Genomic DNA, 13,389 nt, shown 5'->3' on the forward strand with positions numbered 1-13,389 from the left:
CGTCGGATCGAGGAGTTCCGGACGGTTTCGGCGCCGCGGACGCCGGTTCAGGGCGCGCGCACCGCCGACAGCAGCCGCGCCACCTCGTCCGCGCCGATCCGCAGCGCGGCTCCGACGGTCGCGAGCACCTCGCGCTCGGCCGGGATGTACGGGCCGTCCGCGAGGGCGATCCGGGCGCCCTGGAGCAGGATCGATTCGCGGCCCGGGCCGGCCAGGTGCGGGGCGAGCGGCTCCAGGGCCTCGTGGAGCTCTATCGACAGCGCCGCCCCGCAGCACTCCGGGATGTCGTACAGCCCGAGCCGGCCCTCGTCCGAGGACAGCGCCTCCACGAGGGACTCCAGCTGCTCCTCGGTGCAGTCCTGGAAGCCGGCGGCCCGTACGGCGCACACGGCGGCCTCCAGGGCGCTGCGCGAGGCCGTCCCGCCCGCTGTGAGCACCGCGAGCGCCACGGTGTGCACGGCGTCCCGCAGGAGCGCGGTGAACCGGGTGGTGGTGAGGTGGTCGAGGACGTCGGTGCCGAACCGCTCCCGGCAGCCCTGGCACTCCACGACGGGCCCCGCCTGCCCGCGCGGCAGCAGCGGCACCCCGAGGACGGTGAACCGGCGGCGGCCGGTGCGCCTGCGGTAGTTGCGGTCCCCACCGCAGTCCGGGCAGAAGAACTCCCCGTCACCCACGGTGCTCCAGGTGGTACGGATGCCCCAGACCGTCAGCTTCCGGCCGTCCCCACCCCGAACTGGCAGCACGTCGCACCTCCGTGGTCGTCCGGCAGCATCGCCGGGTTGGCGTGATGTTAGCCACATCGGTGAGGATGCGTCAGTCGTGCGACAAGACAACATGTCCCGCGCGCGGGACTTGGCCGATCTGCGCCCCCGGTTCCGCTTAGGGTCTGCCGCATGAACGAGAAGTCGTGTCTGGTGACCGGGGCCGCGAGCGGGATCGGCCGGGCCACCGCCGTGCTGCTCGCCCGCTCCGGAGCCCGGGTGACCGCGGCCGATATCAACGGCCCCGGGGTGGAGGCGCTGCGTACGGATCTGGCCGCCGAGGGCCATTCGATCACCGTGGTCGGCGGTGACGTCTCCGATCCGGACGACAACCGGGCGATGGTCGCCGCCGCGGTGGAGGCCTACGGACGCCTCGACGTCGCCGTGGCCAACGCCGGGGTGCTCCCTCTTTCGGATGTACGCGAGACCACCCCGCAGGACTGGGACCACGTCATGGCGGTCGACGGCCGCGGGATGTTCCTCACCTGCAAGTACGCCATCGAGGCGATGACCGCGCAGCCGCGGCCGGGCGGGGCGCTGGTCTGCGTGTCCTCGATCTCGGGGGTGGCAGGGCAGGCGCGCCAGGCGGCGTACGGGCCTGCGAAGTTCGTCGCGTCGGGGCTGACCAAGCACCTCGCGGTCGAGTGGGCGGCGCACGGGATCCGCGTCAACGCGGTGGCTCCCGGAACGATCCGAACGGAGCGGGTGATCGCGCTGCAGGACGAGCCGGGAGGGCCCGAGTACCTGGCGGAGGTCACAGGGGCGCACCCGATGGGCCGGCTCGGCGAGCCGGAGGAGGTGGCCCGGGTCATCGCCTTCCTCGCCTCGGACGCGGCCTCGTTCGTGACGGGCGTGGTCCTGCCGGTGGACGGCGGCTATCTGGCCCGCTGACCCTCTCCGTGGCCCGGAGCCCCCGGAGGGGGTCGGCGGGTACGACGGAACCCCGCCCCCGGAAGGAGGAGCGGGGTTCACGTGCGAGTGGTCAGCGGCCCGCGCGGTTGACGGCGGAGATGACCGCCTTCAGGGAGGCGCGGGTGGTGTTGGCGTCGATGCCGATGCCCCACAGGACCCGGCCGTCGATCGCGCACTCGATGTAGGAGGCGGCCACGGCGGAAGCGCCCTCGCTCATGGTGTGCTCGGTGTAGTCCAGCAGGCGGGCGTCGACGCCGATGCCGGCCAGCGCGTCGAAGAAGGCGGAGATCGGGCCGTTGCCGGTGCCGTTCAGGACCGTCTCCACGCCGTCCACGACCGCCTCGACGGTCAGCGTGTCCGTGCCGTCCTTGTCGGTGGCCGTCGAACCGGAGCGCAGCTGGATGCGGCCCCACGGGTTCTCCGGGTTCGGCAGGTACTCGTCGGAGAAGACGTCCCAGATCGCCTTCGGCGTGACCTCGCCGCCCTCGGCGTCGGTCTTGGCCTGGATGATGCGCGAGAACTCGATCTGCATGCGGCGCGGCAGGTCCAGCTTGTGGTCGTTCTTCAGGACGTACGCGATACCGCCCTTGCCGGACTGCGAGTTGACCCGGATGACCGCCTCGTAGGAGCGGCCGACGTCCTTGGGGTCGATCGGCAGGTAGGGAACGGCCCACTCGATGTCGTCGACGGTCTTGCCCCGGGCGGCCGCGTCGGCCTCCATGGCGTCGAAGCCCTTCTTGATGGCGTCCTGGTGGGAGCCGGAGAAGGCGGTGTAGACCAGGTCGCCCGCGTAGGGGTGGCGCGGGTGGACCTCCATCTGGTTGCAGTACTCGCTGGTGCGGCGGATCTCGTCGATCTGCGAGAAGTCGATCTGCGGGTCGATGCCCTGGGAGAACAGGTTCATGCCCAGCGTGATCAGGTCGACGTTGCCGGTGCGCTCGCCCTGCCCGAACAGACAGCCCTCGATGCGGTCGGCGCCGGCCATCAGGGCCAGCTCGGCGGCGGCGACGGCGGTGCCGCGGTCGTTGTGCGGGTGCACGGAGATGCAGATGTGCTCGCGGCGGGTCAGGTTGCGGGCCATCCACTCGAAGCGGTCCGCGTGGGTGGACGGCGTCGAGCGCTCCACGGTGGCGGGCAGGTTCAGGATGATCTCGCGGCCTTCGGACGGCTGCCAGACGTCACAGACGGCCTCGCAGACCTCCAGGGCGAAGTCCAGCTCGGTGTCGGTGAAGATCTCCGGGCTGTACTGGTAGCCGAAGGTGGTCTCGGGGCCCAGCAGCTTCTCGGCGTACTCCATGACCAGGCGGGTGCCGTCGACGGCGATCTGCTTGATCTGCTCCTTGGAGCCGCGGAAGACGACCCGGCGGAAGGTCGGCGCGGTCGCGTTGTACAGGTGCACGGTGGCGCGCTTGGCGCCGACCAGGGACTCGACGGTCCGCTCGATCAGGTCCTCGCGGGCCTGGGTCAGTACGGAGATGGTGACGTCGTCCGGGATCGCGCCCTCTTCGATGATGGACCGCACGAAGGCGAAGTCGGTCTCGCCGGAGGACGGGAAGCCGACCTCGATCTCCTTGTAGCCCATGCGCACCAGCAGGTCGAACATCTCGCGCTTGCGGGCCGGGGTCATGGGGTCGATCAGCGACTGGTTGCCGTCCCGCAGGTCGGTGGACAGCCAGCGGGGGGCCTTGGTGACGCGGACGCCGGGCCAGGTGCGGTCCGGGATGTCCACCTGTTCGTACTGTCCGTACTTGTGGATCGGCATCCCGGAGGGCTTCTGGGTGTGGGTCGCGTTCGTGATGGGCGTGGGGCGACCGACAAAAGGCTGCTGGCTCATGGCGTTGGGCTCCTCGCGTGTCCGCGGTAGTTCGCTGGGACGGCCGACGGCGGTAGTGAAAACCGCAACACCAAACTCCGCGGGGAGGGGGCCGGCCTACGACTACAGACCCTCGCCGCGGCAGCTAAGGAGAAGCAGCCCGAAACGCATGATGGACCGAGCCTAGCCGAGCCGCGCCGTATCGCGAGGACCTGTTCCAGTATGCAAGACCCGCACGTCCGATTTGCACCAAATGTGAGCCAAGCCTCGTTCCCGCCGTCCAGGTCGGGGCAATCCCCCGAAGCCGCCGCGTTCCGGCCGTGCGAAAACACCAGGCACGTTTCTGCAGCGGGGGAAGGTGACACAACCGAATGAATCATGGTTGCAGCTAGTGACACCGAAGTGACTCGGTGCCACATTGCCGGGCATGGATGCCTCCCACACTCACCGCCACCCCGTCTTCTGCACGGTCGTGCCGCCGCACCTCCTCGACAAGGCCGCCCTGTCCGGGGACACCCGGCGCGCCGACCTCGCCCAGCGCACCCTCGAACGCGACTCCCTGCTGCGCACCAGGCGCCGGGTCACCGCCGTGCGCGGGATCGTGCCCACCCTCGCCGCACCGGCGGGCGACGATCCGCAACGGACGATCTTCGACGCCCAGCACCGTACGCAGCTGCCGGGGACGAAGGTCCGCGAGGAGGGCGACCCGCCGAGCAAGGACGCCACCGTGAACCGCGCCTACGCGGGGCTCGGGGCGACGTACGAACTGTTCCTGAAGGGCTTCGGGCGCCGCTCGATCGACGACTCCGGACTCCCGCTGGACGCCACCGTCCACTACGGCGAGGACTACAACAACGCCTTCTGGGACGGCCAGCAGATGGTCTTCGGCGACGGGGACGGGGACCTCTTCCTCGACTTCACCGTGTCGGTGGACGTCATCGGGCACGAGCTGACCCACGGCGTCACCCAGTACACGGCGAACCTGCGCTACCGCGGCCAGTCGGGCGCCCTGAACGAGTCGATGTCCGACGTCTTCGGCTCCCTGATCAAGCAGTACTCGCTGGAGCAGACGGCCGACCAGGCCGACTGGCTGATCGGGGCCGGCCTCCTCGGCCCCAACGTGACCGGGGTCGCCCTGCGCTCGATGAAGGCGCCGGGCACCGCGTACGACGACGACGAGCTCGGCAAGGACCCGCAGCCGGCCACCATGGACGACTACGTGAACACCCACAGCGACAACGGCGGTGTCCACATCAACTCCGGCATCCCCAACCACGCCTTCTACATCGCGGCCACCGAGCTCGGCGGCAAGGCCTGGGAGCGGGCCGGACAGATCTGGTACGACACCCTGACCGGCGGGGACCTCACCCCGAAGGCCGACTTCTCCGACTTCGCCCGGCTGTCCACGGCGGCCGCCGCCACCCGGTACGGGGACGGCGGGGCCGAGCACCAGGCACTCCAGAAGGCGTGGTCGGCCGTGGGCGTACCCGTAGCGGGGTAGAGCCCTCCCATGCGGATTCTGGTGGTACGCACGGGCGGCTTCGCGGGCATCGAGCGACGGGCCGAGGTGGACACGTCGGGCCTGCCGGACGAGGACGAGTGGCGGGCCCTGGCCCAGCTCGCGCTGCGGCCCGGCCCGCCGGGCGACCCGGCGGACCGGGTGCGGGACGGCTTCTCGTACCGGATCACGGTGGACGGGCGGACGGTCTCCTGCGCCGAGCCGCGCCTGTCGGAGGCCCAACGGGCGCTGATCTCACGCGTCCTGAAAGAAGGTGCCTGAGCACCGGCCCTTTGCTTGGATGGCCGGATGACCAATCCCATGATCGATTCGACGCTGTCCGAGCTGGAGCGGTACTACGACGCGGTGCCGCGGGTGGGCGGCGCCCGGGCCGAGGACTTCGGTCCCCTGACCCTGTTCGTCCAGGAGGGCGCGGGCTGGCCGTACTACGCGCGGCCCGCGCTCGGCGGCCCCGACGCGGCCGCCGCCGACGTGGAGCGGGTGCTCGCCCGCCAGCGCGAGCTCGGCGTGCCGGAGGCCTTCGAGTGGGTCGCCGAGACCAGCCCCGCGCTGCGCGCCGCGGTGGAGGAGGCTGGACTCCACGTCCACGCGCATCCGCTGATGGTGCTGGAGGCCGCCGAGGAGCTGCCCCCGCACCCGGAGGTGCGGCTGCTCGACGCCGAGGACCCCCTGCTGGCGGCCGCACTGACGGTCCCGGCGCTGGCCTTCGCCGAGCCGGGGACCGCGGTGGGCGAGGCCGGACCGGCACAGCTGTCGGCCGCCCTGGCGGACCCGTCGGTGGAGGCCCGCCGGGCGAGCGTCTCCGCGAAGCTCGCGGCGGGCACCTCGGGGATGGCCGCGGCCGTCCGCGACGGCGTGGTGCTGTGCTCGGGCATGTTCAACCCGGTCGGGGACGTCGCCGAGGTCGTGGGCGTCGGCACCCTGCCGTCCGCCCGCCGCCAGGGCCTGGCCCTCGGGGTCACCGCGGCCCTCGTCGCGCAGGCCCGTGCACAGGGCGCGCGTACGGTCTTCCTCTCGGCGGGCGACGAGGACGTGGCACGGATCTACGGCCGCGCCGGATTCCACCGGGTGGGCACGGCCCTGATCGCGGAGCCGCCGGCGGCCGGCGCGTAGCGGATTTGCCGGGACGGCAACAATGTTTGCCGACGGGGGCGGGGCGGGCGCAGCATCGGGGGTACGAAGACCCCGAGCGGAAGAGGCTCCCATGCCGAAGCACGACCACGCGCACGCGCACGCCCACGCCCACGCCCACGCCCACGCCCACGCCCACGCCCACGCCCACGCCCCTCAGAACGCGCACGACAACGAGAGCGAGCCCGTCGCCGGCGGCGCCGAGTTCTGGGACGGGCGCTACAGCGAGAGCACGCGCATCTGGAGCGGCAACCCGAACGCCCTCCTGGTCCGCGAGGCCGAGGGCCTCGCCCCCGGCCGGGCACTCGACCTCGGCTGCGGGGAGGGCGCCGACACCGTCTGGCTGGCCCGTCGCGGGTGGCGGGTCACCGCCACCGACATCTCGAAGGTGGCCCTCGGCCGGGCGGCCGAGCACGCCGCCGACGCCGGGGTCGGAGAGCTCGTCGACTGGCAGCAGCACGACTTCTCGCAGTCGTTCCCCGAGGGGGAGTTCGACCTCGTCTCTGCGTGTTTCCTGCACAGCTACGGGGACTTCCCGCGCGAGCGGATCCTGCGCCGGGCCGCCTCCGCGGTGGCACCCGGCGGGATCCTCCTCGTGGTGGGCCACGCGGGAGGGCCGTCGTGGAACCCGGAGGCCCTCGCGGACATCCACTTCCCCACCCCGGAGGAGGTCCTCGCGCAGCTGGAGCTGCCGGAGGGCAGCTGGGAGGTCCTGACCGCGGCGGAGCACGTCCAGGCCATGACGGACCCCGAGGGCCGGCCCGGGACCCGGCCCGACAACGCGCTGAAGGTGCGGCGCGTCGCCTAGAGCGGGTCCGGGTCCGCGTCCGGGTCCGGGCGGCCGGTCAGAAGCCGAGCTTGCGCAGCTGCTTGGGGTCCCGCTGCCAGTCCTTCGCGACCTTCACGTGGAGGTCGAGGAAGACGGGGGTCCCGAGCAGCGCCTCGATGTGCTTGCGCGACTTCATCCCGACCTCCTTCAGGCGGGAGCCCTTCGGGCCGATGATGATGCCCTTCTGGCTCGGCCGCTCGATGTAGACGTTGGCGTGGATGTCGAGCAGCGGACGGTCCGCAGGACGGTTCTCGCGCGGGATCATCTCCTCGACGACCACGGCGATGGAGTGCGGGAGCTCGTCCCGTACGCCTTCCAGCGCGGCCTCGCGGATCAGCTCCGCGACCATGACCATCTCGGGCTCGTCGGTGAGGTCGCCCTCGGGGTAGAGCGGCGGGCTCTCCGGCAGCAGGGGCGCGATCAGGTCGGCCAGCAGCTGGACCTGGCTGTCGCCGACCGCCGAGACGGGGACGATCTCGGCCCACTCGAAGCCCAGCTCCTCGGCGAGCCGGTGGACGGCGATGAGCTGCTCGCCCACCACCTTCGACTCGACGAGGTCGGTCTTGGTGATGATGGCGATCTTGGGGGTCTTCTTGATCCCCGCGAGCTCCTTGGCGATGAACTTGTCGCCGGGGCCGAGCTTCTGGTCGGCCGGCAGGCAGAAGCCGATCACGTCGACCTCGGCCCAGGTGGTGCGCACGACGTCGTTGAGGCGCTCGCCGAGCAGGGTGCGCGGCTTGTGCAGACCGGGCGTGTCGACGAGGACGAGCTGCGCGTCGGGGCGGTGCACGATGCCGCGGACGGTGTGGCGGGTGGTCTGCGGCCGGTTGGAGGTGATCGCGACCTTGGTGCCCACGAGTGCGTTGGTGAGGGTCGACTTGCCGGCGTTGGGACGGCCGACGAAGCAGGCGAAGCCCGCACGGTGCGGGGCGGTGGACTCGGGGGAACGATCGCTCATACGGGCCATTCTCCCCGATGCGGCTCCCAGCGCCGACCAGACCAGTGCGGCGAGGGCGAGCAGTGTCGTCAGCGGCGGGTGCACGGCGTAGGCGGCACGGCCCTGAGCTGTGGTTCCGTCGGACCGCGCGCGCACCGTCACCCGGGCCCATTCCGCGGCGGGCGGACCGTCCCAGCGGGCCTGCAGGCGCACTTCCTGACCCGGCAGCAGTTCGGCGGGCAGCCCGGTGAGCCCGCGGTCGAGCAGCCGGCGGCCGAGCGCCCCGGAGGCGGTGAGGGTGGCCCGGGGCCGGAGGGTGACGTTGCCGGTGTTGTGGAGCGTGTACGAGATCTCCGCGGCGGCGCCGCGCCGGTGCACGGTGACGTCCCGGACGGCCAGGGCGGGCGCGGTGGGGCCGGTCACCCGCAGGTACAGCCGGGCGGCGACGGCCTGCTGCACCCCGATCCCCCGGGCGTCGGCGGTCGCAGCGGGGAGTCGTTCTTCGAGGGCCACGACGGCGCCGGGGTGGTCCCCCGGTTCCGCACGGTCGGGGACGGCGAGGGTGAAGCCGACGCGGACCGTGCCCCCGGCCGGGACGGTGACCCGCTCCCGGTCGAGCTTCGTCCACGCCGCGGCGGCCCGGCGCGGCTCGTCGGGCCCGCGCAGGGCGAAGCCGCCGTCGCGGGCGGTGTTGTGGGCGTCGGCGGCGTAGAGGCGGAAGGTGCGGGGGCGGTCGGTCCGGTTGGTGACGGTGACGGCGTCGGCGACGCTCTGGCCGGGCGCGGCGGCGAGGTAGAAGTACGGGCGCCGGCCCGCGGCGTTCGCGGCGGGCAGGACGGACCACTGCCCGTTGTCCACGGCCCCCGCCGTCCCGGCGGGCAGCAGTGCGAGGCCCGGCGCGGCCAGGGCCGTGGCGAGGAGCGCGGCGAGCCGGACGCCGCGCCGCGATCGCCGGCCGGGCTGGATCAGGGTCACGACAGGGTCAGCGTGAGGACCGCCGTGTAGGCGCCCGGCGGGGTGTACGGCGGCACGTGCAGGGTGACGGCTGCGTCGATGGTGAAGGTGCCGCCGACCAGCGGGGCGTCCGGGGCGGAGGCCAGGAGGGCGCCCTCCGGGCCGACGACGCCCGCGCTGCCCGGCGTACAGGGGCTCTGGCTTCCGGGTGCCGCCACGCACGAGGGGGTCCAGGACAGGGACGCGCCCGGGATGCGGATCCCGCCCGGCCCGGTGAAGTCGGTGACCTTCCCGGTCAGGGACCAGCCGGCCGGGCCGCCACGGGCGTCGGTGACGGTCACGGTGCCGATCCTGCCGGGGGCGGCGCCTCCGTCGCCGTACGGGACCGCGCCGAGCGTGATGTCCTCGCCCGCCTGGGTCATGCCGAGCGCGCCCGGCTCGACGGTGGCGGTGACCTTCTGCGTGCCGGACGCCGGCGGGGCGGCGTGGACGACCGTGTACGCGGCAGGGCCGGAGCCCTGCCGCGCGGACCAGGCGGCGCCCTCGTAGGCCACCACCGCGGTGGTGGCCCGGTCCGTGACCGGCAGCTCGACGACGGTCGTGCCCAGGCCGTCGGCGGTGGCGCTCACCCGGTCGGCGGTCTCGGCGGCGCCCGCCCGCCCGGCGACGGTCACGGCGGCGCCCGGAGGGAAGCCCGCGGCGGTGACCCGGACCTTGGCTCCGGGCTGTCCGTGGGCGGTGGCGAGGAAGACGCTGCGCAGGTTGGCCGTGGGCAGTTCGGCGGCGGTGAGGCGGGCGGAGACGGGTGCGGCGGCCGGGGCGGCGGCGGTGCAGGAGGTGTCGAGGTCGAGCAGGTGGCCGGTGTGCAGGGTGTAGGCGCCCGGGGCCAGGGTGATCTCGCCGGGCGCGGTGACGGTGAAGGTGCCGGTCATGGTGACGGCGGGCAGGGGCGCGCCGGCCGGGACGGGGTCGTTGCGCTGGGCGCCGACGACGGTCACCTCGCCGCTCTGGGCGCCCGCCAGGACGATCCGGCCGGTCGGGGTGAGCGTGTCGGCGGGGAGTTCGCCGCCGACCGGGTTCCGGGCCGGGGTCCCGATCACCTGGTAGGTCACGGTGACGGTGTCGCCGACCCGGGGTGCCGGGTCGTCCACGGTGATCCGGGCGGTGGTCTGCCCGTCGGCGGGCGGGATTCCGGCTTCCTGGGGCGCCAGGCACTGCGTGGGGAAGTCCACCTGTCCCGGGGGCGTCTCGCCCTCGGCCGCGGCGGGTGCGCCGAGGGCACCCCCGGCCGTGGCCGCCAGTGCGGCCATGCCGACGGCTGCCGACCATCTCCGGTTCCGCGCCCGTGTTCGCACTGCCCGCCCCCTGGGTTCCCTCGCGCCGAGCCCCGCGCAGGGGGCCATTCACGAGCGGGCGGCGGGAGAAGTCAATGCACGGGCCCGGCAGCAACTGATGGCCCATCAGGAGATGGGAGCGTGGCACCGCCTCCCCCGGTGGCACGGAAGGTGCGCCGGTAGGCCGTCGGGCTCACCCCCAGTGCCGCCTGCACGTGCTTGCGCAGGGACTGGGCCGTCCCGAAGCCGCTCTCCCGCGCGACCTGTTCCATCGACAGCTCCGTCTGCTCCAGCAGCCGCCGCGCCCGCTCCACCCGCCGGCCGGTGATCCACTGGCCCGGGCTGATGCCCGCCTCCTCGCGGAAGCGGCGCGTGAAGGTCCGTACCGACATGGCCTCCTGCCGGGCCATGTCGGTGAGCCGGAGCGGCTCGTGCAGCCGGTCCAGCACCCAGGCGCGGGCCGCGGTGGTGGTGGCGAGCTGCGGCTCCGGCACCGGGCGGTCGACGAACTGCGCCTGCCCGCCCTCGCGGTGGGGCGGTACGACGGTCCGCCGGGCGGCCTCGTTCGCGACGGCCGCACCGTGGTCACGGCGCACGATGTGCAGGCACAGGTCGATCCCGGCGGCCACGCCCGCCGAGGTCAGCACGTCCCCGTCATCGGTGTAGAGCACGTCGGGGTCCACCTTCACGGCGGGGAAGAGCTGTTGGAAGTGCTCGGCGGAGGCCCAGTGGGTGGTGGCCCGCCGGCCGTCCAGGTAGCCGGCGGCGGCCAGCACGTAGCCGCCCGTGCAGATGGAGACGAGCCGGGTGCCGGGCCGGATGTGCGCGAGGGCCGCAGCGAGCTCGTCACCCAGCCTGCCCTCCTCGTGGACCGGTCCCAGCTCGTACGAGGCCGGCACGACCACCGTGTCGGCGGTGGCGAGCAGCTCGGGGCCCTGCGCGACCTGGATGGCGAAGTCGGCGTCCGTGGGGATCGGGCCGGGGGCCGTCCCGCACGTGAGGATCTCGTACAGCGGCCGCCCGGCCCGGTCCTTGGCACGGCCGAAGATCCGGTGGGGGATGCCGAGCTCGAAGGGCAGCAGCCCGGGAAGGGCCAGGACGACGACGCGGTGCGGCGCAGGTTCCATGGCCCGATCGTATCGAAGCATGACAGTCAGGCCACTGTCGTACGGTGTCCCGCCGGCCCGAAGCTTCTCGCGTGACCCAGACAGCCCCCACCCCCGACACCCTTCCCGCCCCCACCCCCCGGCGGGCCGGACGCGTCCACCGCGCCTGGTACGTCGCCGCCGTCGCCTTCGTGACGATCATCGGCGCCGCCGGTTTCGCCTCCCTGCCCGGACTGCTCATCGAGCCGTTGCACGAGGAGTTCGACTGGTCGCGCGGCACCATCGGGGTGGCCGTCTCCGTGAACCTCGCCCTCTACGGCATCACCGCGCCCTTCGCCGCGGCGCTGATGGACCGCTTCGGCATCCGCAGGGTCGTGGCGTTGGCCCTGACCGTCATCGCGGGCGGTGCGGTGGCCACGGTGTGGATGACCGAGCCCTGGCAGCTGGTGCTGTGCTGGGGCGTGCTCGTCGGGCTGGGCAGCGGCTCGATGGCCCTGGCCTTCGCCGCGACGGTGACGGGCCGCTGGTTCACCGCCCGGCGCGGCCTGGTCACCGGCATCCTGACCGCCGCCGGAGCCTCAGGACAGCTGGTCTTCCTGCCGCTGCTGGCGTGGCTGGTGGACCGCCACGGCTGGCGCCCGGCGACGGTGACGGTCGCCGTGGCCGCGCTGGCCGTCGTGCCGTTCGTCTGGCTGCTGCTGCGCGACCACCCCGCGGACGTGGGGCTCGCGCCGTACGGCGGCACCTACGCGCCCAAGCCCGCCCCGGCCGTGGGTGCGGCGAGGCGGGCGCTGAAGGTCCTCGCCGACGCGGCCCGGACCGGCCCCTTCTGGCTCCTCGCGGGCACCTTCGCGATCTGCGGGGCCTCGACGAACGGGCTGGTGCGGACGCACTTCGTGCCGGCGGCGCACGACCACGGCATGCCGGTGACGGCGGCGGCCGGGCTGCTGGCGGTGATCGGCGTCTTCGACGTGGTCGGCACGATCGCCTCGGGCTGGTTCACGGACCGCTACGAGGCCCGGCGGCTGCTGGCCGTCTACTACGCCCTGCGCGGGGTGTCGCTGCTGTTGCTGCCGATCCTGCTGGCGCCGTCGGTGCGTCCGCCGCTGGTCTTCTTCATCGTCTTCTACGGCCTGGACTGGGTCGCGACGGTCCCCCCGACGATCGCCCTGTGCCGCGAGCACTACGGGGACGACGGCGCGATCGTCTTCGGCTGGGTGCTCGCCTCGCACCAGATCGGCGCGGCGGCGGTCGCCTTCCTGGGAGGCCTGGCCCGGGACCTCACGGGCTCGTACGACGTGGTCTGGTACGCCTCGGGAGGCCTGTGCGCGACGGCGGCCCTGATGGCGATGGTCATCCGCCGTCGGCCTCCCGGCGGAGCGGCCGGACTCCCCGGCGGAGCGCGCCCCGCATGACGGCGCCGGCGCCCCGCCGCGCCGAACCCGATCCCGGCGGGGCACATCCAGCCTCGCCAGGGGGCACCTCCCAGCGGTGGCCGGCGGAGCCCGGTGCGCGGGTCCGGGCGGAGCCCGGTGCCGGCGGAGCCGGGTTTCCTGGGGCGCCGCCCCAGACCCCGCGCCTCAAACGCCGGCGGGGCTGGATTCGCCCGGCCCCGGCCGGAACAGCCGGGCGGGGCCTGCCGGGCCGCGGCCGAACACGGGGGCGGCGACCGCCGGGAGGCCGGAGGCTACGACCCGGCCGGGGTCGTGGACCTCAGGGTGCCGTCCGGGGCGGCCAACAGGACCGGGGTGTCCGGGCCGCCGAGGTCGCGGACGGCCGCGCGGTCGGCCTCGGCCGGGGCCTCGGCCGCGCTCACGACGGCGGCGGCCTCCAGCGACCGGGCCCCGCTGGCCACGGCCATCGCGACCGCGGTCTGCAGCGCGCTCAGCTTCAGGGAGTCGAGCTCCACCGTCCCCGCGACGTACGTCCGTCCCGTCTCGTCCCGCACCGCCGCCCCCTCGGGCACCCCGTTGCGGGCCCGGGCGCTGCGCGCCAGCGTGATGATCTTGCTGTCCTCGGGGGCGATCCCGGTGCTCTCCGTCATGGTCGAAAGCATAGGGAGCACCGCTGCCCGGCCGTGCAACGACCCCGCC

The 13,389-nt window shown here is 73.6% G+C and carries 12 protein-coding genes and 1 pseudogene; 6 read left to right on the forward strand and 7 right to left on the reverse strand.

Translation table 11 applies throughout. From position 1 onward, the window contains the following. Nucleotides 1–47: 47 nt before the first annotated feature. The gene (locus E6U81_RS15995; protein ID WP_136230742.1) at nt 48–743 is read right to left on the reverse strand and encodes a TerB family tellurite resistance protein; all 696 of its coding nucleotides are present in this window, start codon (nt 741–743) and stop codon (nt 48–50) included. Between the two features lie 150 nt (nt 744–893). On the opposite strand from E6U81_RS15995, the gene E6U81_RS16000 reads away from it, so the two are divergent. Beyond that, a complete protein-coding gene (locus tag E6U81_RS16000) occupies nt 894–1,652 on the forward strand; it encodes an SDR family NAD(P)-dependent oxidoreductase (protein ID WP_136230743.1) in 759 nt (252 codons plus the stop codon). Between the two features lie 91 nt (nt 1,653–1,743). Here E6U81_RS16000 and leuA read toward each other — a convergent pair whose 3' ends face one another. Continuing rightward, on the reverse strand, nt 1,744–3,507 hold the full coding sequence (gene leuA / locus E6U81_RS16005) for a 2-isopropylmalate synthase (protein ID WP_136230744.1): 1,764 nt from the start codon (nt 3,505–3,507) through the stop codon (nt 1,744–1,746). A gap of 406 nt (nt 3,508–3,913) precedes the next feature. Here leuA and E6U81_RS16010 point away from each other — a divergent pair, with 406 nt between their 5' ends. From E6U81_RS16010 to E6U81_RS16025, 4 genes are all read left to right on the forward strand, one after another. After that, nucleotides 3,914–4,987, forward strand: a complete 1,074-nt coding sequence (locus E6U81_RS16010; protein ID WP_136230745.1) for a M4 family metallopeptidase — start codon at nt 3,914–3,916, stop codon at nt 4,985–4,987. 9 nt (nt 4,988–4,996) lie between these two features. Beyond that, the gene (locus tag E6U81_RS16015) at nt 4,997–5,266 is read left to right on the forward strand and encodes a protealysin inhibitor emfourin (protein ID WP_030840943.1); all 270 of its coding nucleotides are present in this window, start codon (nt 4,997–4,999) and stop codon (nt 5,264–5,266) included. Nucleotides 5,267–5,293: 27 nt separating this feature from the next. Beyond that, complete coding sequence (locus E6U81_RS16020) at nt 5,294–6,118, forward strand: GNAT family N-acetyltransferase (protein WP_240803839.1); 825 nt, start codon at nt 5,294–5,296, stop codon at nt 6,116–6,118. Between the two features lie 91 nt (nt 6,119–6,209). Next, on the forward strand, nt 6,210–6,944 hold the full coding sequence (locus tag E6U81_RS16025; protein ID WP_136230746.1) for a class I SAM-dependent methyltransferase: 735 nt from the start codon (nt 6,210–6,212) through the stop codon (nt 6,942–6,944). 37 nt (nt 6,945–6,981) lie between these two features. Here the strand turns inward: E6U81_RS16025 and era are convergent, their stop codons facing one another. From era to E6U81_RS16040, 4 genes and pseudogenes are all read right to left on the reverse strand, one after another. Beyond that, nucleotides 6,982–7,932 (reverse strand): GTPase Era, encoded by a 951-nt coding sequence (gene era, locus E6U81_RS41020; protein ID WP_168714643.1) that lies wholly within the window; start codon nt 7,930–7,932, stop codon nt 6,982–6,984. Between the two features lie 495 nt (nt 7,933–8,427). Beyond that, nucleotides 8,428–8,877 (reverse strand): annotated as a pseudogene (locus E6U81_RS41025) (DUF916 domain-containing protein); the annotation flags it as partial. Further along, nucleotides 8,874–10,166, reverse strand: a complete 1,293-nt coding sequence (locus E6U81_RS16035; RefSeq protein ID WP_136230748.1) for a beta-xylosidase — start codon at nt 10,164–10,166, stop codon at nt 8,874–8,876. The gene E6U81_RS16035 and the pseudogene E6U81_RS41025, both read right to left, overlap by 4 nt. Nucleotides 10,167–10,282: 116 nt before the next feature. Beyond that, a complete protein-coding gene (locus E6U81_RS16040; protein WP_136230749.1) occupies nt 10,283–11,317 on the reverse strand; it encodes a helix-turn-helix domain-containing protein in 1,035 nt (344 codons plus the stop codon). 71 nt (nt 11,318–11,388) lie between these two features. Here E6U81_RS16040 and E6U81_RS16045 point away from each other — a divergent pair, with 71 nt between their 5' ends. Further along, nucleotides 11,389–12,711 carry an MFS transporter gene (locus tag E6U81_RS16045; protein ID WP_136230750.1) on the forward strand — a complete coding sequence of 441 codons (1,323 nt, stop codon included), beginning with the start codon at nt 11,389–11,391 and terminating at the stop codon, nt 12,709–12,711. Nucleotides 12,712–12,983: 272 nt separating this feature from the next. On the opposite strand, the gene E6U81_RS16050 is transcribed toward E6U81_RS16045, so the two are convergent. Beyond that, a complete protein-coding gene (locus E6U81_RS16050; protein WP_136230751.1) occupies nt 12,984–13,340 on the reverse strand; it encodes a cytidine deaminase in 357 nt (118 codons plus the stop codon). Between the last annotated feature and the right edge of the window lie 49 nt (nt 13,341–13,389).

This window comes from Streptomyces sp. A0592, assembly GCF_004795115.1.
Classification (GTDB): domain Bacteria; phylum Actinomycetota; class Actinomycetes; order Streptomycetales; family Streptomycetaceae; genus Streptomyces; species Streptomyces erythrochromogenes.